This is a genomic window from Falsirhodobacter sp. alg1, from assembly GCF_000739715.2.
GTDB lineage: Bacteria > Pseudomonadota > Alphaproteobacteria > Rhodobacterales > Rhodobacteraceae > Falsirhodobacter.
On sequence record NZ_BBJC02000009.1, the window covers coordinates 1 to 24,628 of the forward strand.

Consider the following 24,628-nt stretch of genomic DNA (forward strand, 5'->3'; position numbering starts at 1 on the left):
TTGGCGGATATCGGCACTGTCCGGCGGGCGTTCACGCCGAACGGTCTTGGGATCGACACCAACCAGCCTACAGGCCCGGCGCTGCGAGATGTCATGATCCCGCATCACCCGGAGCGCCGCATCTCGCCGCTTCGTCAATGTCGTCAGTTCTTTCCCAGCAGGTCTTTCAACACGACATTGTCCAGCATGGTGTCCGCAAGCAGGCGCTTCAGCTTGGCATTCTCGTCCTCAAGGGCCTTTAGCCTGGCAGCCTCGGACACCTCCATGCCGCCATACTTGGCCTTCAGCTTGTAGAACGTCGCAGTGCTCAGCCCATGCCTACGGCACACTTCCGCAGTCGGCATCCCGGCCTCCTGCTCCTTGATCATTCCGATGATTTGCGCCTCGGTGAAACGGCTCTTTCGCATGTGTCTGCTCCTTCAGAGTTGGCGCAGACTCTACATTACGGTGAGGGATTTCGCGGGGGGCAGGTCAGTTGCAGTAACCCTGATCTCTGCATCTGCCTCTATCGCGCAAGAAGCATCGCAACCGAATATTCTGGTTATTATGGGAGATGATATTGGTTGGTTTAATACCAGCGCCTACAATAATGGGATGATGGGGTATACAACTCCGAATATTGATAGCATTGCCCATGAAGGTATACGCTTTACAGATGCTTATGGACAGCAAAGCTGCACTGCCGGGCGTTCAGCATTTATTACTGGACAATCCCCCAAGCGGACAGGTCTTCTGAAGATTGGTATGCCTGGCGATCCGTTAGGCCTGCAACCCGAAGACCCGACAATCGCTGAAATGCTCAAGCCTCTAGGTTACGCTACCGGCCAGTTCGGAAAGAATCACCTTGGCGATCGTGATGAATACCTACCTACCAATCACGGCTTTGATGAATTTTTTGGCAATCTTTATCACCTTAATGCAGAGGAAGAGCCTGAGAATTCCGATTATCCTCAAGATCCAGCATTCCGAGAACAATATGGACCGCGGGGCGTTATTCGGGCATCTGCTGATGGCCAAATTGAAGATACCGGCCCGCTCACTTCAGAACGCATGGAAACCGTCGACGAAGAATTTTTAACCGCTACAATCGACTTCATTGAACGCCAAGAGGAAAATGATACCCCTTGGTTTACTTGGTATAATACTTCTCGCATGCACATCTTTACACATCTCAAAGAAGAAAGTGAGGGGGCGACAGGACTTGGCATATATGCAGATGGCATGACTGAGCATGATGCAATGGTGGGAACCCTCCTTGATAAACTTGATGAGTTGGATGCAGCTGATAATACAATTATTATCTATACGACTGATAACGGTGCTGAAAAATTTACATGGCCAGATGGTGGCACATCGCCCTTCAGAGGTGAAAAAGCTACAACTTGGGAGGGAGGTATCCGCGTTCCATTCATGATGAAGTGGCCAGGCCATATTGAACCAGGTCAGGTTAACAATGAAATTCTCTCTCTTGAAGACGTGTTTCCAACGCTGCTCGCTGCGGTAGGTGAGCCTGATATCAAGCAAAAACTATTGGATGGCTATACCGTGGGGGATAAGACCTTCAATGTTCATATTGATGGTTACAACCTGCTTCCAAACCTTACCAATGCGGCAGATGCTGGCGAATGGCCGCGTCAAACGTTCTTTGCTTTTGTCGATGACGGAAGTCTGGGTGCCATCCGTTATGGTCGGTTCAAAGCACATTTCAGCATTCAAGAACACGAAGGCATGGATGCATGGCGCCGCCCTCAAACACAATTGAAAGCCCCTCTACTTATTGATTTGAAAGCAGATCCATTTGAAATGGCACCGGTTGATTCTTCTTATTATGATGAATGGCAGTTGCGGCGCATGTGGGCCTTTGGGCCGGTAGGAAGCATTGTGTCAGAATTCATGGCGACCTTTGAAGAGTACCCACAGAGGCAGGCAGCTGGTTCTTTTACTCCTAAACAATAAGAGTTCCATTAAAATTCGTGGAGGCGGTCCCTGTGTACTGCCTTCAGCAACGTTTTTACATTACGGCCTAAAATTGCTGGCTCATTGATCTGATCTTAGTCAGTGCCGATGCAGACAGCAATTATTAGCTAAAATGTCACCGTTTCTCTACAGATTATTATTCGTGTTATCTGACCGCACGCCAAGATCTGTGCCCTCGGCAGCCAAGCCAACCATGATCCAGGCGCAGATCCCGTTATCGCTCCAACGTTTCCAGCGATAGTAACGTGTCTAGGCCGTTCCATATTTTCTTGGCGTATCGCACCATCGCAAGCCATTGCGATTGATAAAGATAATGCCGCGAAACATACGCAGGTCATCAACACGCGGGCGACCAAGGCTCTTGGGGAAAAGGGGCAAAGGCGCGCCATCTGAATTTCGATCAGCCAAAACAGGTTGCTCATCAAGCAGGTCTCCTTGCAGAAGGCCAAATTAGGCCATAAGGCTGAAATCAATGGGTCTGAAGCCTACGTAATATAAAAGAACGGACAAATTTCCCTAATGTGCAGCAGAGGAAATCGCATGATACATGAATTAGAAACAATGGAATTGTCTGAGCTAAAGGTGCTCAAAAAGCGCGTAGAGAAAATTCTCGAATCCTTTGAAATGCGCCGGAAGAAAGCTGCACTTGAAGCTTTGGAAACCATGGCAAAAGAGCAAGGCTTTTCCTTGTCCGACTTTATGGACGCCGCAAGCATCATGACCGAAGCCCGTGGTCAAGCTGCGCCAAAATTCGCCAACCCATACAATCCGAATGAGACATGGAGCGGGCGAGGCCGCAAACCGCGCTGGTTTATTGAAGCAATCAAGGCTGGTCAGACAACGAACGATCTTGCCATATAGTTGATTTATTTCGGCACAACTAAAGTTAAAAACAGAGACCTATTATCCCATAATGTCGAATTCCACTCGTAAGCGACACATCGAAACCCTTGCGGCGAAGTTGCCGCCGGGTCTCGGGGCGCAGCGCCTCATCTCTTCGCGCACGGTCCGACAGCTGGGCGGGATCAGCCCTCCTAGTCCGATAATCATAGTAAGTCGCCGGGGCGCTCGGCAGAACGTCGCAGATTAGCTCGACACCGTGCGCATTTAGATGCGCGGCAATGAATGACACCATCACTTCGAACGGCGGTCGAGCTTCGCCATTCCAAAATACGCTGACGCCTTGCGGAGGATCTCGGTGGCCTGACGCAACTCCCAGTTCTCTCGCTCTAGCACCTTCATTCGCCTGGCCATTTCGGTCGGGACACTCGCCCGCTTGCCGCTGTCGACCTCGGCTTTCTTAACCCAGTCGTTCAGCGTGTGCGCCGAGCAGCCGATCTTTGCGGCGATCGACACGATGGCCTGACAACGCGACCTATGCTGGCCCTCGGTGTCTAACATCAGCCGCACAGCGCGTTCGCGCACCTCAGGCGAACCCTTGTTCGTCGTCTTGCTCATGATGCTCCATCCTAGTCAGAAGTTGGAGCCTCCGGCAAACCCGGAGTGGTTCAGGATCACCATAGGTCTTGAGGCGAGCTTTCGACCCTATCTACAATCGGGCGACCTTGTCCCAGTGCTCAGCGCCTACTGCCCGCCGTTTCAAGGATTCTATCTATATTATCCAAACCGGCGGAACATGGCTCCGAAGCTTCGAGCTCTCATCGAACATGTGAAGCAAAACTGGGCCAGATGAAGCTGCCAAGGATGAAATATGTTGTTCGCGTTCTACTCATTCGCGGCGGATATTATCCTTGTTGAAGTTGCTCGCTCACTCCTGACAATCTCTGATTAGGAAAATGGCCACGGCGAAGGTACAGAAAAGTTTGCACAGCAGACCTTGCCTGCGCTTTCCAAAAACTGTGGTTTTTGCAGGTTTCAATCAATGGCGGAAACTCTTATGTCGCCTGTCGTTTCGCACGGTTGGAACACACCAGCCAGAAGGGCAATGGCAGCAGAGATCATCACCGTCATGTTTGCGCCGAGGGCGCTTAAAAGAAAGCCAAAGATCAGTGCCCCTGCGGTCTGACCAACGGCAATGGTCAGAAAACCGATTGTTAACCCGGTCGCGGGGCGGTCGGGCAGTGCACGGACACCCCAGACCAGATAAACCCCTGTCAGCATCACATAGGCAGCCCCGAAAACCGTCCCACCGATCAGGACCAGCACAGGGGTGGCAAACCCAGAACCGACCGCGAGGATCGCACCCGCCATCAGCGCAAGAAAGACCCAGTGAACCCGGCCCAATCCAAACCGAGAAACGAGCGTCCCGGCCCATGCCCCTGCAACCCCGCCCGCCCCGATCAGGCTCCACAGGATGCCAGTCCCTACAGGCACCCAGCCTAGGCTCTGCGCCACGAGCTGGCCACCGAAAGACCAGATCGCTGTGCTTGCCGCGCCCATCAGGAAGCAGGCGGCGATCAGACGCAGAACGGTGGTGCTGAAGGGCGGTAGTCCACCCGGAATTTTGCTGCCACCCGAACTGGGGAGAGAAAAAATCGCTGCCACAGCGAGAACAATTGCGATGACGCTGAAAGCTGCGAACGCAAGCCGCCACTGTCCGGTTATCGCTAGCGCGATCGGTCCCGAGAGCGCCACGCCAGCGCTCGTTCCCGCATTAATTGCGGTATTTGTCGCATCCTGCCGCTTTTGTTGAACTGCGGCTGCGACCGCCGCTGCCATGGGCGGTGAGGCTAAGCCAGCACTTGTCCCGGCCAAAAGCACGGCAGCGGCAAGCCATATGGCCGAAGGCGCCAGCGCGATGCCCGCCATGCCGAAGGCTGCAATGATCGCTGCCATCGTAGCGATGGCTCTCGCTCCGAACCGTTCCGTCAGAATGGCCGAGGCAAGAATGGCAATGCAGTAACCTGCGAACGACCCACCAGAGATTATGCCACTGAGAGCCGGACCAAGGGTAAGATCCACATCGATCTGCGGCAGGAACATGCCAAAAGAGAAACGGGCAAAGCCGTAGCAGACCGCGATCAGACCAAAGCCTGTCGCACCGACACACAGAGCCGGGCTCATGACCGCGTCTTCTCGACAAGAACTGATGCTGCCGCGCGTGCTGCCTCGATTGCTGCGCCGTCACGGTAGACGGCGGCGTGGGTCGCGCCTTCGAACAGGACAAGGATCTGCTCGGACAGGTCCGGATCGGCGTCGCCGATATCGGCAGCAACTATGTCGCTGATCCGATCCCGGAAAGCAGACTTGTGCGCAGAAACCGCCTCAGCAATCTCCGGCGTCTCACCGCCGGTTTCGGCGCGGGCGCGCAGGAACAGGCACCCTCGCGCACCCTCGATCCTTATCCAATCCTCCAGTGCAGCAAAAAGGGCATCCACGCTGAGCACGTCAATCTGCCGCATGAACCGCCGGTCCCGCTCTGTCAGCACTGCGGCCATGAGGGCCGACTTGCTGCCCGCATGCTTGTAAAGCGTGCGGCTGGATATACCGGCGGCTTCGGTGAGACGGTCCATGCCCGTTGCCATGTATCCGTGCCCGTCGAACAGCTGTTCAGCAGCGGTGATGAGCTTGATCGTGATATCCATGGCAGGTCTCATTCATGAGTTATCGTGAATGAAGTATGTAAAACGAACGTTTTACATTGCAAGTCCTGTCTTGCTGAAGCGGCAGATTGTTTCTGGCCAATATCGAGGCGCGTCCCAAAAACGCTCCTTTACGACCAGAGCATAAAGCTAGCATCCGCCTTCAGATTACGGGGCGGCCATATTCCTGCATCGCTTTCTTAAGAGTCGTGCCAGCGGTTATGCTTTTTCAGGACACGTCGTGCTGTTGTCCAATGCACATGCGCTGCCTGCGCTGCCTTGTTCGCCGATTTAGTGTCGTCGAAGATCGTGACGATCAGAGCCTCATCATGCTTTCGGTTAGCGTTTCGAGGGCTAATGTTTACACCGCCTTTTTTGATCCAAGCCCCAATCGTCTGACGCGTAACAGCATGTCGGTCGCTGAGCTCGCGCACAGTGCAGCCTTTCGTCCATTCAAGGGCAATAACGCAATGGATGTCTATCCCTGCTGCTGCCAGAGCTTTTATCGCATGGTGCCGATCGAATTCGAACAGATTGGCAAAATCGACCAACGAATTAGTGCGCTCGTATGCCTCTACAACGATCTCAGGTGGTGGCAGGTCCTGACGTTTGAAAATCTCGGATACCAAGTTCCGAGGACGATGTTTCCACTTCTTGGGTAGCGACGGCTTTAACACAATTCTGGCCTCAATGACATTGACGGAGGAATAATGAAATTGTCTGACGAGATTTCGGTAAAATTTCCTAAACGGGACATCTCCCGAACCTCCTATCGCTCGTAAGTGACTCGTCGCCCATGCAGCTTAGCCCCCATCAAGTTTGCAGCGTAATTTTACCGATCTTGATAGAAGCACCTACCGGTTTGTGCCCGCGCGTCGCCGTCTTCGCGGTTTGGCCTGCAATCTGATGTGCCAAAGCGAAGGAAGACCGCTGGGCAAGCAGAAAAACCTTGTGTGCCGAATCGCTTTCGAATCACTGATGAGGGAGCAAATACGCAGACCAAGGACTTACACCCGCCATGAAGGTCGATCTTCAGCAACATGAGTTCCTCAAGTTTCAGTTGCGACTGGCGGGATCATCTATGGCGAAAATCGCGCAGTTACTCGGCATTTCCCAGAGCAGCGTCACGGTGGTCAGCCAAGGATACCGACGGTCGCATCGCGTACAGCTAGAAATCGCCGAGCACCTCGGTACGACACCCGAGGCGCTCTTCCCAGATCGGTACACTCACGGGAGGGCCAATCAACCGAGCACAACTGACAACGGGAAATGAAAAAGGAGCCCCTGCTCGAACAGGCGCCCCTTTCAGATTGTCGTTTGGTCGCGACATTTCATTCATCCCCCGAGTCGAACAAAAAGTCAACCTGCCGGTCGTGACGATCGGCAGGCCTGTTCAACACATCCCAAAAAGGGGGAGATCGCGGCTACTTTGCCCGCGGGGTGGGTAGCCGTTCTCCGATCATCATGAAAAACAACCTGCTCTACTTCGGTCCCGACGCAAGCCATGCCACGCGCACCATCTCGCGGCGCTCAAAGGCTAGCCTGCGTGGCTCACTTGTTGCGAAACTGCCGGGCTTCGCACGCCCTCGCGTCATCCAGTTCGAAAGCGCGCTCGAATATGCGTTTCTCTGCCTGACGCTTGTGCGTGACGACATCCATCATATCTGGGACCAGCCGACCGCCGTGCGGTACATTGATGCCGCCGGACATCCCGCGAAACATGTCTTCGATTTCCTGATCACCAAATCATGTGGCGAACGTATCGCCGTTGCAATCAAGCCAATGCAGCGTGTGATCAGACGCAATTTCGTCTCCGAGCTGGAACGGATCGCTGCTGCAACGCCCAAGCAGTTTGCGGACCGGATCATGCTCATTACAGATCAGCATCTTGATCGCCAAGCGGCGGCGGAAGCAGCGCGTCATCTGGCCTGCTCGCGTCCGGCGCTCACGGAGGTGGCCGCATGACCCTCCGCTTCCGTTTCTCAAAATCCGACCTGATCACTATAGCGGGCGTCGCTATGCGCCCATTGGAGATCGACGACAAAGGTGGGTTGTTCGAGCGCTTCGGACAACCTGGCATCACCGAACGCCTGTCTCATAAGCAGTTGGCCGAACTCATACGTCGCCCTGATACAACGTACGTTTCCGGTTACTTCGACCGCGCTAAGCAGGAAATTCGCGGGCGCAAACCTGTCGATGTTATCAATGAGTTGCCGTCTAAGGTCCGCCGCTTTGTGATTTGGCGAAAGGCTTTTTGTGACGCTTTTTTGTATCTTGAGGCCAGTGGCTTCATCAATCGGACTCACGATAGCTACCTGAAAGGTCGTGAACGGCTGACAGCGGAAATCGCACAACGTGTCGGGGACGGCGCAAGTAAGGAAAAACCCGCCCGACCTGGTACAGATATCATCACCCGCCAACTGCCGGGTAGTCGCACGGCGTTAGAATGGGTGCGTTGCTACGAACGTACCGGATACTCCGCCATGTCCCTTGTCCCGGAGACACACCGATGCGGAAACCGTTCGCTGCGATGGTGCCACCATGCTGAAGCTCTGATGATGCAGGTCGTCGAATTCTACGCCGACACCCAGCGACCGAGCAAAACGCAGGCGGTTGCGGATACGCTTTGCCTTTTTAGCCAAGAAAATCAGCGCCGTTTAGATGTGAGCGCGCCACCACTGATTGTGCCGTCACGAGAAAGCATTCTGCGGCGCCTCGCTCAGGCCGACCCATACTATATTCATGCAAAGCGATACGGCGTGGCCGCCGCGAACTCGAAATTCACGCTGTTCGAAAAGGGAGTGGACGTTCGACACCCCCTCGAGCGCGTCGAGATGGATGAAAACTTGCTCGATGTTATCTCGCTGCTAACATTGACGGGCGTGTGGGATCACCTTTCATTAGACCGCCAAAAGGGGTTCACAGGGCGGCGCTGGCTTTATGTCGCGATCGATTGTGCCACCAGATGCGTCCTGTCCATGCGCTTGGCGGAAACGCCAAACTCCAAAGACGCGATCCGTACCTTGCGCGATATCTTTATCGACAAAACGCCGATCTCAAAGGCGGCCGGTTGCGAAAGCACATGGCATCATCATGGCGGCATCGGAACGTTGGTAACGGATCAAGGATCCGCTTTCATTTCTGATGACTTCCAGAGCACCGTGTCCTCACTAGGCATCACGTCCCATCTCCCACCCGCAGGGATCCCGTGGCTAAGGGGCCATATCGAAACCTTTTTCCGGACATACGGTCATCAGCTGATGCCCCTGTTGGCTGGCCGTACGTTTTTTAATCCGGTTGAACGGGGTGACTACCCTTCAGAGCAACTGGCCTGCCTCTGTGACGACGACCTGATCAAGGTCTTGCTGACTTATGTCGTTGATATCTACCATAACCAACCGCATGGCTCGCTTGGCGGGGAAACCCCCAATCGCGCTTGGGAGCGTCTCACCGCCACGCATGGTGTGCCGCCAACGCCGGATGGTTTGGCGCTGCGAAAGGCATTCGGCAGGCCGATGCAGCGCAAGCTGCGCGGTGACGGCGTTCTATTTACGGGTTTGAGCTATAGCTGCGAAGCGTTGCAAGAAGCGTTTCTGCATTCTTCTCAGCGTGATGTCGAGATCCGCGCCGACCTGCAAGACGTTGGCTGGATCGCGGTCAAAGTCGGCGCTACATGGCATCCGGCAACGGCGAACCAGAGCGGCTTCGAAGGCGTCACCTATTACGAGCTGCAAGAAGCCACACGGATGCTGCGCATCAAAAACCGGCAGGACGCGGCAGTTGATGCGCCCAAGATCCGGACGGCAATCGGGCGCATTTCGGAAACCAATCGCCATGCCTTCGCATTGCGTGAATTTACCCCTTTCCACGCCACCGATCTAGACGTCGAACGTAATGAGGCCGCGCTGTACTTTCCCCTACGGTCTGATGGCGACCGTTTCGGGCATACCAAGCCATCTGCAGATCCTCTGCGAGATGGCATTGAGATCACGTTTCGCGGTGACATCCCGCTCCCAAAGTCTGTCGATGATGACCACCAGTATCCGCAGCCGCGCGAACGCAAGAACCGCTGGAGATTCGACGATGAGCAATGACATCATCCACCGGACGGCAGAAAAGATCGCCGTATTGCGGGATCATTTCGTTCAGCATGAACGCTTCGATCCGCTGGAAGCACGTTTCGCCATGCTGATCGCCAAGCGGCTTTCGGACCTCACGACAGGGCGATTTACTGAGGCTCATGGTCTGGCCTTGTCGGGTGCATCAGGAACCGGGAAAAGCGCCGCAATGGCTCATCTTTTGGACAGGGCGCGTCAGCGCCTTGTCACAACGCAGCACCCGGATTCTACGATCATCAGCCTGCGCGTGCCATCTCCGGCCACTTTGAAATTTTTGGGCCAAACGCTACTGCGCGCTCTCGGCTATCAGATCAGCTCGGAGCGACAGGCTTGGTACATCTGGGACCTTGTCCGGCATCACCTTAGAGAACGCAAGGTGCTCTTTGTCCACTTGGACGAGGCGCAGGATCTGGCCTCGCGAGGTACTCGGCACGAGTTGAGTGCGGTTGCGTCCATGCTCAAGACCCTGATGACCGATCCTGATTGGCCTGTCGGTATCATCTTGTCGGGGACTCCGGAACTTGAGGAAATCCTGAACCATGACCCCCAACTGGCGCGCCGCATGGAAACCCTCCATTTTAGCAGTCTGTCACCCGTGGCCAACGGGGAGGACGTGCTGGACCTTGTGGAAAATTACTGCCAGCGAGCGGGCCTGTCTGCGACGTCAGACATCCAGAAGCTGATGCATGGAGAACGACTGATCCATGCTGCCGCAAACCAGTTCGGCCTGGTTATTGAAGTGACGCTTGCAGCAATAGAGCAAGCCTATCTAGACAAGGCAAAGTCGCTCGGAAAACAGCATTTTGCCCAAGCATATCAGCTGCGTACCGCCTGCGAGGACGCATTTAATCCATTCATTATCCCCGATTTCTACCGCATAGAGCCACGTCAGGTGTTTTCACGGGGAACGCGCTGATGTTCGGTCGTCTCACGAAACTTCCGCTGACTATCGACCATGTGCCTGGCGAATGCGCGACATCTTTCGGGTCACGCTTGGGACACCGGAACGGTGTCCCGCGCCTGATTACATTCTGCTCGGATGTCGGGATAGATTACTTTGCGCTCGCCAATGGCGATCCACGAGAGGTCGAGCGTCTTGCTGCCCTCGGCGGCGCCGACCCGGTGCTGCTCCGGCACGGCACGCCTGAACTCAATGACCCCGGTTGGTTTCGGCTGGGTGAGGAAAGAATCAAGTTCACGGCGTTCAGCCGGACGTCGCTGCGCATCTGCCCCTCCTGCTTGGTGCAAGGCCGCCATCTGACCCATGCTGCTCATCTCGGATCGTGGCAGCTCACCTCTATTCGGCATTGTGCTGTTCACGGGTGTCAGCTGGTATCGCTGCCGAAAATGAGTAACGGCAACGATACTTTCGACATCATGCGGGCGATGGAGGGTTTCTTGCCTGCCAATCCACATTATGCGAAGGTGGAGGATCTAGAGTTAGAGCGCTACCTGTCCGATCGGGTCGCGGGCAGTACGAAAGGCGGCTGGCTCGACAACCTCCCGTTTCACGTCGCGTCACAGACATGCGAGATGTTCGGCCTCTTGCTGACCCAAGGGCCAAATACCAAGCGCGAACGTATGGGGCCGCCCGAATGGGCAGCCGCCGGCACAACCGGTTTCCGTGCCCTGCGCCATGGAGGCAATGCTTTCCGCAACGAGCTGAAGACCGTGCAAAAGGCGAGCCCGCCCGATAGCACCCTTTATCGTACTCGCTTCCGCGTATTCTTCGAGTGGCTGCGATACCGTAACGATGACCCTGATTTCGATGTGATCAGAGACATCGTGCGACAGTTTATATTTGACCATTTCCCGGTCGCCGAGGGCGACATGGTGCTTGGCCAACCCTGCCCGGAGCAGCGCGTTCATTCGCTGATGACAGCTCGCACTGCTTATGGCGTGTCGCCATGGCGCCTCGGACGACGACTGGCGGCTATAGGGCTTGCACGACGCAACAGTGCCGGTACGATGTTCGTCATCGACGACTACATCCCCGCCGACATCGTGCGCAGCGTCGTCACCGAAATCGACGCGCTGGTGAACGCTAGCGATGCCGCGAAGATCGTCGGCACAGATAGGATCACAATGGCCAAGCTGACCCAACAGGGTTTGATCAGCCGGTTCTACGATGACCCGAACACCGTTCCGCTCTACCATCCGGACGAGCTTGCAACTTTCCTGAAGCGTTTGCGCAAGCAGATCAGCTCAGGCAAACCACCCGTCGATCAATGCGGCATCGGTGCGGCTGCCCACAAGCTTTCGACCCCGGTGGCGCGGGTGGTTGAGATCATCCTTGGCCATGGCCTTCACCTCTACGCCAGCGACTGCACGACTGCCACATTCAGAGATTTCCGAGTTTCGCCGGAAGTCCTGCGCCAAGCCTTCGCCGAACGGCTGGATGATGCGGTATCGCCGGTCGAGGCAGCAAAGCTTCTGGGCCTGAACATCCGCACTATTCGCGGTCTTCTCGACAAAGGCATTCTTGTGCCCCGCGTGATCAAAGACAGGTCGAGTGCCCGCACACGCCGTTATGCCTCGAGGCGATCCGTAGACGACTTCCGTTCTCGGTACATCTCCGTGATGGATCTGGCTGCACACACGGGACGATTGCCGAGCGTAGAAGCAGTGCTGCAAGCCGACCGGGGCGTACAGCCGCTTGAACTCAATGGTCGCAGCAACCTGATTTTCAGAAGATGTGACGTGGGGACAGAGCGGCAGAAGAGTATTGGTGATTGATCGGTCTGCCTATGTTGGCGTGGGTTCACTTCCAGCGTCAAACGCGCTGAACTGCGAGATGTTCTGAAATTCATCCGCATATTCCTGCCGGTGGGTGTTGAGCCAGCGGCTTATCCGATGGTTGCTCAGCAGTTTTGTAATGTACCCTTTCACGACAGTCAGATGCAGGTTGTCGACCCCATAGGTATCCTCGATCGACCGCACTTGGGTTTGTAGGGTCGCAAGTTCTCGCTCCATCCGAGCGATCTGCTGCCCAGAAGGAGTAGGCGCCGCGGCGCCCTTTCCCTTTTTCGCGGTGACAAGCTGATTGTCCGGGGTTGCCGCTCTGATGGCTCGCGCAAAAACTACCGCGAAGTTGTTTTGCCCGATCATAAGATCTGCAGCCTCAATCTGGCGGACAGCCGACATCTGCCTCAAGGTGTCGAAAACCTTCATAGAACAGGGCGTGTCTTTCAACAGCTCCGCCGCCTCCGGGCTGATGCCCTCGAGCAGGCGAAACCGCCTGAGCACGGACTCAACTTGCAGATTCAGCGCCGTCGCAATGTCGGCGGAAGACACGCCGCGAGCCATTGCCCGAGCGATCATCCGATGTTCCTGAATGGGTGGGATACGGTTGGTCCGTTTATTGTAAGTATAGGTGTCATCCTCCGTACCGAGGAGGCATTCTACTTCGCCGATCCCTAGCCGCTTCAGCGCTTCAAGGCGGAGGTGGCCGTCCAGAAGGAAATATTTTCCTGGGTTCGCCGGATCCGCGAGCACGACCGGGGCTTCAACCAAACCGATGGCTCCAATAGAGCTGAGGACTTGGGCAAATGTGCGGCTTTCGAAAGCACCTGCTGGCAGGTTCTTGAGAGGAATGATCGCATCGACGGGAACAGTGATAAAATCCTGACGAAACGCCAGATGAACTCGGCCATCATCGGGCCGTCGCGGCTTCCCGGTAGATTCCGTTGGACGGTCAGTCATGTTGTGCATCCCCTGAAATGCGCAAAGACAGGGCGCGGGGCATCGTTGCCAGCCCCTCAGCCCGCAGAAGATTGAGAAAGCCATCGTCGCTGAGAAGGTCCTTCATCGCCTCGACAAGGAACAAAAGCCTCGACTGCGTGAACTCTGACCTTTTCACCAGCAGACGCTGTTTCTCAGCCTCACGCTGGTAAACCTGCATAAGGTCATTTGCTGTGAGGTGGCGTCCGGTGCCTTTTCTGCCGAGACGCCCGGCAGGCATTGTCTGCGTCCGCATTCGCTGGTCGAGCATTCGCCGGACTGCGGCCAGCTTCTTCCCTCGCAATGCGCCTGTCTCATAGGCATCGAGCAGTAGGTTCTGGGCTTCCTCGGTTTCTGCCCGCGAAATTTCCATTGCCAGTGTGATGGGGATCAAGCCTGTCTCGACGGCCGCGACCAGTCGTTCTTCCCCACGTTCAAGCAGAGATACAACCATGTTGACCCAGGAAGCTCCCACACCGATTTTCTCGGCAATCTCGCTGTCGCTGAATCCGCGAGCCCGGAGCGCGCCGATTTCCTTCATCAGGTCAATAGGCCGCGGCGTCTGTCGCGCAATGTTCTCAACGAGGCTCATCACCAAGCACTCGCTTTCGCTCGCCTCGATAACAACGGCCGGAATTTCCGTCTGACCAAGCATCTGGAAGGCTTCCAGTAATGGGGCGTTTGAGACCGACAGCTTCGATATTGTTGACGATCTCTCTGTGCTGCCGCTTGTTACGTGCCCTTGGATTGAGCACCGTGATTCTGGATATCGGGATCATTTCAATCTTGGTCGGTCGAGCAGTCGGCATCAGGCAACCTCCGGGAGCGGAACAGGTGCAGCGATGGCGTAAAGAAGGTCGCGCGTATCAAAACGATAGGCGTCGAGCCGTAGGTTGTTATCCTCGGCGAGCCGCACTTTTTCCGCCAAGGCTTCCATTCGGGGGAACATGTAGAAGTCAAACGGAGCGGTATTGGTTCGGTCCATCCGGACGACGACCGTGATGTCGGGCGACGATGACGTGTCAAACCTGAGTTTCCAGCGAAGCAGACCAGCCGGAGTTTCGAAACAGCGAGCAATTACAACGGATAACGTAAATTCTTCATTGACGATGATCTGGTCAGACTCAGCATCGGCCGACGTGCTACATCCTGCTTCGGAAAGGTTTGTCAAAACGCCCTCCAGCACCGAGGGATGAAGCTCTCGGAGCCTACGGTTTATGGCCAGATATCTATAATCGCGGTCTGGCGTATACCCCACGAGGCTGTAGGCACGCAGCAGGCTCCCGAAGCGCGAGGCGTAGGCGCTGCTAGACGCCAGTCCGTCGCATTCATCAATGACAATGCCAGACAGCAAACCTTTTTCGTGGTATAGCCCTTTGAGCGAAGCAAGCATTTCCTCGTCGCTCAAACGGAAGGCCCTGCTGGCAATGATCGCTTGCGCGGCTTCGAAGAGTTCACGCGCCACCAGTGCGTCGAAAGCATTCCTAGATCGAATCCACATGTCCGGGGTCATTGCGCACCCTCTTTTTCTTCAGCTTGAAGGACAGGCGGTTCCAGACGTTGTCGCCAGCGTATTTTTCATTGATCAGGATCTGATGGACAGTGCCTCTCGTCCATGAACGCCCGAGATCTGTGACAATACCGCGGGCATTCAGCTTCTTCGCTATCTCGCGCTCGGAGTGCCCCCCGTGAATAAAATCACGGTAGATGCCTTGTACAATTTCGACTTCGTCGGTTGGTCCGGGCCTCAGGACCACGCGGTCGGTTTGGATGCTCTTTTGCTCACCACGCTCGAGTATGCCCTTTGCTGTGCCATCTTCAGCAATCAGCATACGCCGTAGACCAAAGCCCGCGGGGCCACCTTGACGATAGCCCTTCTCGATCAATCGTCCCTGACCTGCGAAAACCTTCGTTGAGAGCTCACGGCTGTATTCGCCAGCCATGGCACGCTTCATATTTTTCAGCACAGTCGAGACAAGGCTTCCATCATTCTCAAACTGCTCGGCGCAGTACTGCACCGCGATACCAGCCTGCCGACAGATAAACTCGTAATATGCGCTCTCGTCAGCATCCTGAAAGCGCCCCCACCGGCTGATGTCGTATACAAGAACAACCGTGAAATCGGCCCTTCCCGCCTGAACGTCGTCAAGAAGTTGGCGTAGGGCGACCCGCCCCTCGATCTGCAACCCGCTTTTACCTGCGTCAGCATATGTCTTGACGATTTCGATGCCGCGGGATGAAGCGTAGTGGCGGATCGCCTCTCCCTGATTTTCTGTTGAATACTTCTGGTGATCTGTGGACATGCGGACGTATTCGGCAGCGCGAACGGGATACTGTGAAGAATGATTGGTATCAGCAGCAGGTGGTTTATGGCCCATCAAAACACGCCCCTTCCTTCTTGGACGGTGAGCACCCTGACTGACTGCCCGAGCAGCGCTAGAATGAGCCCTGCCACGCTCCGCACATTTTCCAAGTTAATCTCGGAGTATGTGGATGAGTTTGCAAAAAAGGGGCAAGAAAGCCCGACGGTGGTCTGGCGTCCTCGAAGGGCGGAAAGCCTATGCTGAAACAGTCGCTGAGCTGCTACTGAAGGAGCACGGCGGCGACAAGCATACGGTCAAGACGCTGATGCGACAGACTCACGCGAGCCAGAGAGCTGTCAAACACTGGCTCGCAGGAGAACACGGCCCTGATACTCTGTTTTTTCTTAGGCTTATGGTTTCTTCACCGGTCATCCGGGCTTTCTTTATCGGGGTAATAGAGAGCACGAGTGCCGATCCCGCTGGTAGCAAAGTCGATCAAGGCGCCTTGGCCGAGATGCGCAGAGCGTATGCACGTGGCGAACATGAAGCGCCGGCATCAACGGTAAAATGTGACCCTAATGATGGCCCTAAACACGACACTTTGGATGACCCTGATTCAGATGAGTTGAACCAGCGACAGGTCTGGTTTCTGGATCAGCTTTTAGGCGGAGGCAGATGTTGTGCGGAGGACGTGATGACGGCCTGGCGCGTCAGCCAGAAAACCGCGCGTCGCGATATCGCTTCGCTGAAGGCTCGCAAATTGGTCGAGTACATCGGATCGCGGCGCAAGGGCCGTTACCGGCGGACGTAAGCACCTTTTTCATCCTAGCGCGATGACATGGCGGCCCGCGGGTTCCGTCAAGCTGAGGCAGTCTTTTCTGACGACCGAGGCAAGGCAGGCTCGCCAGCCGCAAACAGGCACGCTGATTTTCAGAGATAATTTTTCGCCGCAGAGGCAGAACTTCGTGACCGTTGCCACCCGGTGAAAAGCACCAGATAGTTCTGCCTTTTTCGTCAGAGGATTTGCCTCTGCCACGCAGACGGGTGCTCTTTTCGCTAAAAAACTCCATGCAGCTTTGATCTGTGCCTTTGGGCGTGTTAATCCCGCCGCAGCATTTCCCCTTTCACAACCGAGGGTGGCCCACGAGTGAACAGTTCTTCGTCATGACGGGCGGCCTGGATGTGGGCAGGACCAGCCTGATCACCGAGTTTTCCCGCCGCAACCTTCACGCTATCTCCGAATCCGGCTGCGCGATCATGCACGAGGATACAAATAGCAGCGAAGATGCCCTTGGTGCAGTGCTTGGCTGTAGCAAAACCTTCAGTCAGAAAACGGAGAGGTTTGCACCGGACCTTTGTCTGCCCCCACTAAGCACGAGCACAGTTGCGGCAGAATCCCGACAAAGCTTGCTGCAGATGGCCGCCACTCCGGTATCCCGGGGTATCCCAGCCTGATCCGAGCGGACGCCGGTCTGGTCAGGGGGGGCAGATGACCCACCTCAAAGCACCGCCGCACCCAAATCCGCGTCAAATGTTGCAGCAGTCTCGCGCAAGATATCAATGAACGCCGAAACCATACTTGAAACCGCCTGAATATCGGGCTGGGCGACCACATATGTATGATCCAGTCGCGGCCTGAAAGGCCGTGTTATGACACCGTTCTGACGCCAAGGATGTGCGGCAAAAGGCTCTATCAATCCGATCGCAAGGTTTTCCGCGATGAGCGCATAGCCCGTGTGCGAACTTTGCGTGGCGATATTGCTGTTGAACCGGACGCCGGACTTCTCCAGCACCGCAGTCGTGGCATCCCACTTCACCTCTCCTTCGGGTAGGATGCGCAGAACATTTTCGCCCTCAAGGTCCTGCGGTGTGATTATTTCTTTGCTTGAGAGGGGATGTGATGCGTGCATAGCGCAAACGTGGGGTACCTGGAGAAAGGCCTGTTGCGTCAGTCCCGGCAAGTCGGGGAAGGCGTGGGTGATTCCCAGACTGGCCTGATGCGTTTGCAACCTAAGCGCGATATGCGTGTATGAGGCAGTCTCTAGTTGGAATGCCACATTTGCGTGCAGTTTGCGAAAACGAGAAATCGCCTTTGGTACAATACTCGTCGACAGGGCGGGCGTAGCATAGACCCGCAACGAGGTGGGCGACCTATCGCGGACTTGCTCGGCGGAATGTTCCAACTCATCGATTCCAATGAAGAACCTTTCAACCGCCGAATAGAATTGCGTCGCCTCGGCCGTGGGGTGCAGGCGCCCCTTACTTCGCTCGAACAGCTTAAATTCTAAATGAAATTCCAGATCCGCGATCAATCGGCTGACCGCTGGCTGCGTCACGGACATGAGCTTTGCCGCCTGCGCCGTAGTCCCGGTCTGCATCACGTATCGAAAGGCTTCGACCTGTCGGTGCTTCATGTTCCGCTCTGAAGGCTATTACATTTATGCATGAACCTATGCATCAAAATGACTTTACTGCAACATGTCCCTGCCCAAGAAACGTGCCCAATGTTGCTTCAGGAAAGGACGCAGGGTGCATCAACCAAGAATATTGGTCGCCGGTTACGGCGCATGGGTGAAGGCAGAAAAGAACCCGGCAGCACAAGTTGTAGAGGAGCTGGGAAAGCGCAGGTGGACCAACTGCGAAGTCATCGGCCATGTGATGCCCGTCAACAGCAACGATCTTCCGTCAAGCATTGATGCGTTGCTCGACACTCACCGCCCTGATGCCTGGGTCGGCATAGGCGTATCAGGGGCGGCAATCATCCAGACTGAAATGGTCGGCATCAACTGGCGACATTTCGACGTCCCTGACAGTTCAGGTGCACAGGTCAACCTGTCGCCAATCGTGCCCGGCGGACCGGTGGCCTACAACGCCACGCTGCCGCATGCCGAGATGGTGGCCGCGGTGAACGCAGCCGGCATTCCCGCCGCAGTGTCGTTCCACGCCGGAACGCATCTATGCAACCAGATGCTCTATACCACCGCCCATGCGATCCAGAAGCGTGGCCTGCCGACGCTCACCGGGTTCATCCATGTGCCGCAGACCCCCGACAATGTCGCCGTTATGGAAGGCCGCACACGGCAGACGGCCTCCATGAGCCTTGCCATGACTGCCGATGCCATCGCGATCTGCATCGACACGCTCGCGATCGCACTGACAGCCCGACAAACCGAGTCCGTTTGACCAGGAGACAGACATGCCCGAGACCACCCCACCCAAAGCGTCCCTGCTGTCCGTTCGTGACCTGAGTATCGAGTTCGGCGACGTGTCCTCACCCGCCCGCGTGGTTGACGGCGTTTCTTTCGATCTCGATCACAATCGCACACTTGCGATCGTCGGCGAGTCCGGGTCCGGCAAGTCGATCACGTCATTGGCAATTCTCGGATTGCTGAAACACCTTGGCGGCCGCGTTGCCGGGGGCGAGTTGCTGTTTCAAAGCGAGGTGCTTGGCCGGCAGGTCGATCTCGGTAATCTGTCCGAACGCGAATTGCGCAAGATACGCGGCAATGAGATCGCAATGATCTTTCAGGAGCCTATGACCTCGCTCAACCCGGTCTACACCATCGGGTCGCAGATGGGCGAAACACTGGCCCTGCATCAGGATCTGTCGCGGAGCGCGGCGCGGCGCAAGGCACTGGAGTTCCTTGACTTGGTCCGTCTGCCCAATGCCAAGTGGCTGCTCGACAACTACCCGCACCAGCTTTCGGGCGGCATGCGCCAGCGGGTGATGATCGCAATGGCGCTCTGCTGCCAGCCCAAAATCCTGATCGCGGACGAGCCGACCACGGCCCTTGATGTCACCATCCAGGCTCAGATCCTCCACATCATCCGTGACCTTCAGGCCGAGATGCAGACCTCGGTGATCTTCATCAGCCATGACATGGGCGTGGTGTCGGAAATGGCCGATGACGTACTGGTGATGAAGTCAAGCAAACCCATCGAAGCCGGTTCGGTGAAAGAAGTTCTCGGTCAACCCAAGGAACCATATACCCGGGCGCTTCTGGCAGCGGTGCCGCGTATCGGATCGATGACTGGTACCACGCTGCCGAAACTTTTCGACATTCCGGGACAGGAGATCGCGCCCGAAGAGATCCCGGCGAAGCCGGTAGATCGCAGCAAGCCGGTTCTGGAGATCGAGAATCTGACGGTGCGGTTCGATATCCGGGGCGGGCTGTTGAGCCGTGTAACCCATCGCGTCCATGCCGCCGAAAAAGTGTCGTTCAACATCTATCCGGGCGAAACGCTGGCGCTTGTCGGCGAATCCGGCAGCGGCAAGTCGACCGTGGGCAAGACCATCCAGCAATTGCAGGAACCGGTCTCAGGCGCGATGCGCTTTCACGGGCAGGATATTTTTTCGCTCCCCACCGAGGATCGCAAAGCGTTCCGAAAACAGACGCAGTACGTTTTCCAAGACCCCTACGGTTCGCTCAACCCGCGCAAGCCGGTAGGCGAAAGCCTGATCGAACCGGCTTGGGTGCATGGCTTGGTTACCTCCCAGGCCGAAGCGAAGGAGAAGGTCGCGGACCTGCTGGTCAAGGTCGGCCTGCCGGCAGAACATGCGGGACGCTATCCGCACCAGTTCTCTGGCGGACAGCGTCAGCGCCTGTGCATCGCCCGCGCGCTGGCCTGCGATCCAAGCCTGATCATCGCAGATGAAGCCGTGTCGGCTCTCGACGTCAGCGTTCAGGCCCAGGTGGTCAACCTCCTGATGAAGCTGCAGGCGGAACAGGGGCTGTCCTATCTTTTCATCACCCATGACATGGCCGTGGTGGAGCGTATCAGTCACCGGGTCGCGGTAATGTATTTGGGCCAGATCGTCGAGATTGGCAGCCGCCCGCAAATTTTCGAGAATCCGCAGCACCCCTATACAAAACGGCTCTTGTCCGCCGTGCCAGTGCTCAACCCCGGTGTGCGCCCGAACCGGCCTCATCTTGAAGGCGAAATCCCTAATGCCCTGCGTGCCCTGGGTGACGAACCCGCGCCAGTCGAATTCGTAGCGGTCAGCGACGGGCATTTCGTCGCTGCACAGGCCTGACCAAAAGCCCATTCACCCGTCCTGCATTCCAACAAAAGAGTTTATAGATGACCATCCGCCAAACATTCTTGGCTAAGGCTGCTCTGCGCTCCGCGCTGCTGGTGTCCTGCCTAGCAATGGCCGCCCCGGCCTTTGCCCAGAACACAACCCTGAACGTTGCGCAGCAACAGGACCCACAGAACCTTGACCCCATCGACACCTTTCGCCTGTCTTGGGGTTCGATCGGCAGCAATATCTTCGAGTCTCTCGTATTCCGCGGCGAAGATCTTGAGCTTCGGCCCGGGTTGGCCACCGGTTGGGAATTCCTCGACGATGAGACCCGCATCCGCTTTACCCTGCGCGAAGGTGTGGTGTTCCACGATGGCGAGCCATTCAACGCCGAGGCTGTCAAGTACACCTTCGACCGGCTGCTGGGTGCAGAGGGTTCAAAGGGCCCGCAGCGCAGCAACTACACCTCAATCCGTGAAGTGGTTGTTGTGGATGAATACACCGTCGATTTCCTGATGCAGCGCCCTGACCCGGTGCTGATCACCAAACTGGCCGGCTACGGTGCAATGATCGTGCCGCCGAAATATATCCAGGACGTCGGCGAAGACGCTTTCGACATGAAACCCGTCGGCACCGGACCTTTCCAAGTCGTCGAATACACACCCACCGTCGGCGTAAAGCTGGCAAAGTTCGACAATTACTGGAACGGCGAAGCCGAGGTCGACGAGGTCAACATCCGCTTCATTCCCGAAGACGCGACCCGCATTGCCGAGCTTCTGTCTGGCGGAGTTGATATCTCAATGAACATCCCGACGCCGTCGGTTGAGACCATCAAGCAGAACCCCAATGTTGATCTGGTGGCCGTCGATGGCCCGACTGTTGTCCTGACCCGGTTCAATACCGCACACGGCATCACTGCCGATCCGCGCGTACGCAAAGCCATCACGATGGCGGTTGACCGCAACACCATTGTCCAAGCGCTGCTAGGTGGGCTGGCCAGCCCAATTTCCAGCGCGCAGGGCGTCAAGTCATTCGGGAACGATCCCGAACTCGAAGGCTACCCTTACGATCCGGAAGCCGCCAAGGCGCTTCTGGCAGAGGCCGGTGTCGCGACGGGGACAGAGATCACCTTGGACATGCCCAGCAACGACGATACCTTCCGTGAAGTCGCCCAAGTGATTGCCGCCTACCTTGAACAGGTCGGCTTGAAAGTGAACATACGCACACACGAGCAAGGTGTCTATTTCAACGACATCATTGAAAACGGCAAAACCGGTGAAATCTACTATTACGGCTGGGGTGGTTGGACGTTTGATTTCGACAATACCGCCTACATCCTCTACCACACCGGTGAGCGATTTAACCCGTACGTGTCGGACGCGAAACTCGACGAACTGCTCGACGCGCAACGCCAGACCTATGACCGCGATGTGCGCGAAGTCGCGTTGCAGGAAGTGGCACGCTATGCCCATGAACAGGCGCTTGATCTGCCGCTCTACAACACATCGACCATTTATGGCGTAAGCACCCGAGTCGAGGGCTTCGATCCGGCACCGGATGACCGCGCCCGCTACATGAACGTCACCCTGAAATAAGCCCTGCCCGCCCCCCCTACCAACGTGCGGGGGGGGACGCGCAACGCAATCGCGCTGGCCATAGAAGAGGACCCCCATGCCCGTATTCCGTTTCATCCTGCAACGCGTCTTTCAGGCCGTCCTCGTGACCTTGGCCGTGACGCTGTTTGTGGCCTTCGCCGTGCGCCTGACCGGCGACCCAGCGGTGATGCTGACCGCCGAGTCCAGCAGCGTGACCGAGGAAGACCTGGTTCGCATCCGCGACGCACTGGGATTGAACCAGCCGTTCTATGCCCAATATTTCGATTTCATCAAAAGCCTTGTGACCTTCGATCTGGGCAATTCGTTTTTCCGCGGGTCGATCCGCGACCTGATCGGCATCGCACTGCCCTCGACCCTGCTTCTAGCGGTAGCTTCGATGGGCATCTCGATCCTGATCTCAATCCCACTCGGCATTCACGCTGCCCTACACAAGGGAGGTTTTTCCGACCAGATCATCCGGGTGCTTTCACTCGTAGGTCTGTCGTTTCCGAATTTCTGGCTCGGCATTATGTTCGTGCTGCTCTTGTCAATCGCCTTTCCTATCCTGCCTGCATCGGGTTTCGAGACCTGGAGGGCGTTGATCCTGCCTGCGCTGACCATTGGCATCATCCTGACCGCAACCAATGTGCGCCTCGTGCGAACCCAGATGCTCGAGACGCTCTCGCAGCAATATGTGATGGTGGCTCGCGCCAAGGGGCTGAGCGAACGCTCGGTAATTTACAAGCATGCGCTACGCAACGCCGCTATTGCCATTGTCACCTTTCTGGGTCTGCAATTCGGCAATCTCATCGGCGGTCTTGTGGTTATCGAACTGGTCTTCAACTGGCCGGGAATGGGCACCCTCTCGATTGAGGCTATCGCACAACGCGATTACCCACTTTTGCAGGTAACCGTCTCAATTCTGGCAATCATGATTGTCGCCGTGAACCTGGCTGTGGACCTTGTCTATGGTCTGATCGATCCTCGTATCCGGGTGGCCTGACATGACCGATACTTTGCAAAATCCTCGTCTTTCCCGTTTCACCCGTTTCAGGCAGAGCCGCTTCGCCAAGTTTGAATTTATAGCGGGATCTGCGCTGACCTCTATGCTGGCCCTTCTGGTGCTGTTCGCGGACATTTTATTTCCTGGAGGCGGCACCGCAGTGAACCTGCTGGAGCGTCTATCCGAACCGTTCCAAAGCGGGGCGCACCTGCTGGGAACCGATCCGCTGGGCCGCGATATACTGGCCCGGATCGTCCACGGCGGACGCATTTCGCTAACCGTCGGGCTTTTGTCTGCCCTTGGCTCGGTGACCCTCGGCACGGTAATCGGGCTCTATGCGGGCTATTATCGCGGCTTTCTCGACAGCTTCGTGATGCGATTTGCCGATGTGCAGCTTGCGCTGCCGTTCATCCTGCTCGCGATCACGGTCATCGCCATTGTTGGCCCCGGCATCGACCGGATCATTATTCTGATGATCGTGTCGCAATGGGTGCAATATGCGCGCCTCGTTCGCGGATCGGTGCTGAGCCTGCGCCAGCGTGAGTTCGTTCAGGCCGCCGTCAGTTATGGCTTGCCAAACCGGAAGATCATCTTCCGCCACATCCTGCCCAATGCGATGGGCCCACTGATCATCCTGCTGACCCTGAACGTGGCCAACAACATCCTGCTGGAAAGCAGCCTTACCTTCCTCGGCCTCGGTGCCGATCCGCAAACGCCCAGTTGGGGCGGCATGCTGTCCGAAGGCCGGAGCTACATTCAAACAGCATGGTGGATCACCGTTTTCCCCGGCATTGCCATTATGCTGACGGTGCTGGGTCTGAACCTGCTTGGCGATTGGCTCCGCGATGAGCTTGATCCGCTAGGCAAGACCCGCTGAGGTAAGACCGGTTCTATGCCGCCATTGACCTGCCCCCCGCGAAATCCCTCACCGTAATGTAGAGTCTGCGCCAACTCTGAAGGAGCAGACACATGCGAAAGAGCCGTTTCACCGAGGCGCAAATCATCGGAATGATCAAGGAGCAGGAGGCCGGGATGCCGACTGCGGAAGTGTGCCGTAGGCATGGGCTGAGCACTGCGACGTTCTACAAGCTGAAGGCCAAGTATGGCGGCATGGAGGTGTCCGAGGCTGCCAGGCTAAAGGCCCTTGAGGACGAGAATGCCAAGCTGAAGCGCCTGCTTGCGGACACCATGCTGGACAATGTCGTGTTGAAAGACCTGCTGGGAAAGAACTGACGACATTGACGAAGCGGCGAGATGCGGCGCTCCGGGTGATGCGGGATCATGACATCTCGCAGCGCCGGGCCTGTAGGCTGGTTGGTGTCGATCCCAAGACCGTTCGGCGTGAAC

Annotated in this window: 21 protein-coding genes, 4 pseudogenes and 1 other annotated feature; of the genes and pseudogenes, 14 read left to right on the plus strand and 11 right to left on the minus strand. The window is 56.4% G+C overall.

What is annotated here, in order from left to right; translation table 11 throughout:
* A pseudogene (locus tag TR36_RS15000) lies at positions 1-407 on the minus strand (transposase); the annotation flags it as partial.
* Here TR36_RS15000 and TR36_RS13485 point away from each other — a divergent pair.
* Positions 406-1,956, plus strand: coding sequence for an arylsulfatase (locus TR36_RS13485; protein WP_082714983.1), 1,551 nt, complete (start codon positions 406-408; stop codon positions 1,954-1,956). The pseudogene TR36_RS15000 and the gene TR36_RS13485 overlap by 2 nt on opposite strands.
* 195 nt (positions 1,957-2,151) lie before the next feature.
* On the opposite strand, the pseudogene TR36_RS15005 reads toward TR36_RS13485, so the two are convergent.
* Positions 2,152-2,399: pseudogene (locus TR36_RS15005) on the minus strand (transposase); the annotation flags it as partial.
* Positions 2,400-2,517: 118 nt separating this feature from the next.
* Between TR36_RS15005 and TR36_RS13490 the strand changes: the two are divergent.
* Positions 2,518-2,838, plus strand: a complete 321-nt coding sequence (locus TR36_RS13490) for an H-NS family nucleoid-associated regulatory protein (protein WP_045393561.1) — start codon at positions 2,518-2,520, stop codon at positions 2,836-2,838.
* Between the two features lie 199 nt (positions 2,839-3,037).
* Positions 3,038-3,154, minus strand: a sequence feature (AL1L pseudoknot).
* 83 nt (positions 3,155-3,237) lie between these two features.
* Here TR36_RS13490 and TR36_RS16440 read toward each other — a convergent pair.
* The 4 genes and pseudogenes from TR36_RS16440 to TR36_RS15525 form a co-directional block, all read right to left on the minus strand.
* Positions 3,238-3,435 (minus strand): annotated as a pseudogene (locus TR36_RS16440) (IS3 family transposase); the annotation flags it as partial.
* Positions 3,436-3,852: 417 nt separating this feature from the next.
* Entirely contained in the window at positions 3,853-5,001 is a 1,149-nt protein-coding gene (locus tag TR36_RS13500) for an MFS transporter (protein WP_045393567.1), read from the minus strand.
* Positions 4,998-5,522, minus strand: a complete 525-nt coding sequence (locus TR36_RS13505) for a TetR/AcrR family transcriptional regulator (RefSeq protein WP_045393569.1) — start codon at positions 5,520-5,522, stop codon at positions 4,998-5,000. Before TR36_RS13505 ends, TR36_RS13500 begins: the two co-directional genes overlap by 4 nt.
* Positions 5,523-5,719: 197 nt before the next feature.
* Positions 5,720-6,148 (minus strand): hypothetical protein, encoded by a 429-nt coding sequence (locus tag TR36_RS15525; protein ID WP_153010576.1) that lies wholly within the window; start codon positions 6,146-6,148, stop codon positions 5,720-5,722.
* Between the two features lie 389 nt (positions 6,149-6,537).
* On the opposite strand from TR36_RS15525, the gene TR36_RS13515 reads away from it, so the two are divergent.
* The 5 genes from TR36_RS13515 to TR36_RS13545 all read left to right on the plus strand — a co-directional run bounded on the left by TR36_RS13515 (position 6,538) and on the right by TR36_RS13545 (position 12,373).
* Positions 6,538-6,792, plus strand: coding sequence for a helix-turn-helix domain-containing protein (locus TR36_RS13515; RefSeq protein WP_045393573.1), 255 nt, complete (start codon positions 6,538-6,540; stop codon positions 6,790-6,792).
* A gap of 191 nt (positions 6,793-6,983) precedes the next feature.
* A complete protein-coding gene (locus tag TR36_RS13520) occupies positions 6,984-7,484 on the plus strand; it encodes a Tn7 transposase TnsA N-terminal domain-containing protein (protein ID WP_237763596.1) in 501 nt (166 codons plus the stop codon).
* Entirely contained in the window at positions 7,481-9,613 is a 2,133-nt protein-coding gene (locus tag TR36_RS13530) for a DDE-type integrase/transposase/recombinase (RefSeq protein ID WP_082714984.1), read from the plus strand. Before TR36_RS13520 ends, TR36_RS13530 begins: the two co-directional genes overlap by 4 nt.
* A complete protein-coding gene (locus tag TR36_RS13535; protein ID WP_045393575.1) occupies positions 9,603-10,553 on the plus strand; it encodes a TniB family NTP-binding protein in 951 nt (316 codons plus the stop codon). The genes TR36_RS13530 and TR36_RS13535 overlap by 11 nt, the downstream gene beginning before the upstream one ends.
* Positions 10,553-12,373 (plus strand): TniQ family protein, encoded by a 1,821-nt coding sequence (locus TR36_RS13545; RefSeq protein WP_082714986.1) that lies wholly within the window; start codon positions 10,553-10,555, stop codon positions 12,371-12,373. Before TR36_RS13535 ends, TR36_RS13545 begins: the two co-directional genes overlap by 1 nt.
* Before the next feature lie 9 nt (positions 12,374-12,382).
* On the opposite strand, the gene TR36_RS13550 is transcribed toward TR36_RS13545, so the two are convergent.
* The 4 genes from TR36_RS13550 to TR36_RS16450 all read right to left on the minus strand — a co-directional run bounded on the left by TR36_RS13550 (position 12,383) and on the right by TR36_RS16450 (position 15,735).
* A complete protein-coding gene (locus TR36_RS13550) occupies positions 12,383-13,339 on the minus strand; it encodes a plasmid partitioning protein RepB C-terminal domain-containing protein (RefSeq protein ID WP_062763501.1) in 957 nt (318 codons plus the stop codon).
* Entirely contained in the window at positions 13,332-14,012 is a 681-nt protein-coding gene (locus TR36_RS13555; RefSeq protein ID WP_237763597.1) for a plasmid partitioning protein RepB C-terminal domain-containing protein, read from the minus strand. Before TR36_RS13555 ends, TR36_RS13550 begins: the two co-directional genes overlap by 8 nt.
* 153 nt (positions 14,013-14,165) lie before the next feature.
* Positions 14,166-14,870 (minus strand): hypothetical protein, encoded by a 705-nt coding sequence (locus TR36_RS16445; protein WP_370553429.1) that lies wholly within the window; start codon positions 14,868-14,870, stop codon positions 14,166-14,168.
* A complete protein-coding gene (locus TR36_RS16450) occupies positions 14,842-15,735 on the minus strand; it encodes a recombinase family protein (protein WP_370553431.1) in 894 nt (297 codons plus the stop codon). Before TR36_RS16450 ends, TR36_RS16445 begins: the two co-directional genes overlap by 29 nt.
* 115 nt (positions 15,736-15,850) lie before the next feature.
* On the opposite strand from TR36_RS16450, the gene TR36_RS13565 reads away from it, so the two are divergent.
* A complete protein-coding gene (locus TR36_RS13565; RefSeq protein ID WP_045393583.1) occupies positions 15,851-16,471 on the plus strand; it encodes a hypothetical protein in 621 nt (206 codons plus the stop codon).
* A gap of 688 nt (positions 16,472-17,159) precedes the next feature.
* Here TR36_RS13565 and TR36_RS13570 read toward each other — a convergent pair.
* Positions 17,160-18,074 (minus strand): LysR family transcriptional regulator, encoded by a 915-nt coding sequence (locus TR36_RS13570; protein WP_045393587.1) that lies wholly within the window; start codon positions 18,072-18,074, stop codon positions 17,160-17,162.
* Positions 18,075-18,189: 115 nt separating this feature from the next.
* Between TR36_RS13570 and TR36_RS13575 the strand changes: the two genes are divergently transcribed.
* The 6 genes and pseudogenes from TR36_RS13575 to TR36_RS13600 all read left to right on the plus strand — a co-directional run.
* Positions 18,190-18,843: a pyroglutamyl-peptidase I gene (locus TR36_RS13575; RefSeq protein WP_192841360.1), complete on the plus strand. Its 654-nt coding sequence runs from the start codon at positions 18,190-18,192 to the stop codon at positions 18,841-18,843.
* Between the two features lie 13 nt (positions 18,844-18,856).
* Positions 18,857-20,695: an ABC transporter ATP-binding protein gene (locus tag TR36_RS13580; protein ID WP_045393593.1), complete on the plus strand. Its 1,839-nt coding sequence runs from the start codon at positions 18,857-18,859 to the stop codon at positions 20,693-20,695.
* Between the two features lie 47 nt (positions 20,696-20,742).
* Positions 20,743-22,278 carry an ABC transporter substrate-binding protein gene (locus TR36_RS13585; protein ID WP_045393596.1) on the plus strand — a complete coding sequence of 512 codons (1,536 nt, stop codon included), beginning with the start codon at positions 20,743-20,745 and terminating at the stop codon, positions 22,276-22,278.
* 76 nt (positions 22,279-22,354) lie between these two features.
* A complete protein-coding gene (locus TR36_RS13590) occupies positions 22,355-23,281 on the plus strand; it encodes an ABC transporter permease (RefSeq protein WP_045393599.1) in 927 nt (308 codons plus the stop codon).
* Between the two features lies 1 nt (position 23,282).
* Entirely contained in the window at positions 23,283-24,158 is an 876-nt protein-coding gene (locus TR36_RS13595) for an ABC transporter permease (RefSeq protein WP_045393602.1), read from the plus strand.
* Between the two features lie 92 nt (positions 24,159-24,250).
* Positions 24,251-24,628, plus strand: a pseudogene (locus tag TR36_RS13600) (transposase); the annotation flags it as partial.

Excerpts from the sequence above, each read along its gene's own strand:
- TR36_RS16450 (WP_370553431.1), bottom strand. The coding sequence starts at position 15,735 with ATGGGCCATAAACCACCTGCTGCTGATACCAATCATTCTTCACAGTAT.
- TR36_RS13485 (WP_082714983.1), top strand. The coding sequence starts at position 406 with ATGTGTCTGCTCCTTCAGAGTTGGCGCAGACTCTACATTACGGTGAGG.
- TR36_RS13530 (WP_082714984.1), top strand. The coding sequence starts at position 7,481 with ATGACCCTCCGCTTCCGTTTCTCAAAATCCGACCTGATCACTATAGCG.
- TR36_RS13490 (WP_045393561.1), top strand. The coding sequence starts at position 2,518 with ATGATACATGAATTAGAAACAATGGAATTGTCTGAGCTAAAGGTGCTC.
- TR36_RS13550 (WP_062763501.1), bottom strand. The coding sequence starts at position 13,339 with ATGACTGACCGTCCAACGGAATCTACCGGGAAGCCGCGACGGCCCGAT.
- TR36_RS13535 (WP_045393575.1), top strand. The coding sequence starts at position 9,603 with ATGAGCAATGACATCATCCACCGGACGGCAGAAAAGATCGCCGTATTG.
- TR36_RS13515 (WP_045393573.1), top strand. The coding sequence starts at position 6,538 with ATGAAGGTCGATCTTCAGCAACATGAGTTCCTCAAGTTTCAGTTGCGA.
- TR36_RS13545 (WP_082714986.1), top strand. The coding sequence starts at position 10,553 with ATGTTCGGTCGTCTCACGAAACTTCCGCTGACTATCGACCATGTGCCT.
- TR36_RS13520 (WP_237763596.1), top strand. The coding sequence starts at position 6,984 with ATGAAAAACAACCTGCTCTACTTCGGTCCCGACGCAAGCCATGCCACG.
- TR36_RS13505 (WP_045393569.1), bottom strand. The coding sequence starts at position 5,522 with ATGGATATCACGATCAAGCTCATCACCGCTGCTGAACAGCTGTTCGAC.
- TR36_RS13595 (WP_045393602.1), top strand. The coding sequence starts at position 23,283 with ATGACCGATACTTTGCAAAATCCTCGTCTTTCCCGTTTCACCCGTTTC.
- TR36_RS13580 (WP_045393593.1), top strand. The coding sequence starts at position 18,857 with ATGCCCGAGACCACCCCACCCAAAGCGTCCCTGCTGTCCGTTCGTGAC.
- TR36_RS16445 (WP_370553429.1), bottom strand. The coding sequence starts at position 14,870 with ATGACCCCGGACATGTGGATTCGATCTAGGAATGCTTTCGACGCACTG.
- TR36_RS13570 (WP_045393587.1), bottom strand. The coding sequence starts at position 18,074 with ATGAAGCACCGACAGGTCGAAGCCTTTCGATACGTGATGCAGACCGGG.
- TR36_RS13590 (WP_045393599.1), top strand. The coding sequence starts at position 22,355 with ATGCCCGTATTCCGTTTCATCCTGCAACGCGTCTTTCAGGCCGTCCTC.
- TR36_RS13500 (WP_045393567.1), bottom strand. The coding sequence starts at position 5,001 with ATGAGCCCGGCTCTGTGTGTCGGTGCGACAGGCTTTGGTCTGATCGCG.
- TR36_RS13555 (WP_237763597.1), bottom strand. The coding sequence starts at position 14,012 with ATGCTTGGTCAGACGGAAATTCCGGCCGTTGTTATCGAGGCGAGCGAA.
- TR36_RS13565 (WP_045393583.1), top strand. The coding sequence starts at position 15,851 with ATGAGTTTGCAAAAAAGGGGCAAGAAAGCCCGACGGTGGTCTGGCGTC.
- TR36_RS13585 (WP_045393596.1), top strand. The coding sequence starts at position 20,743 with ATGACCATCCGCCAAACATTCTTGGCTAAGGCTGCTCTGCGCTCCGCG.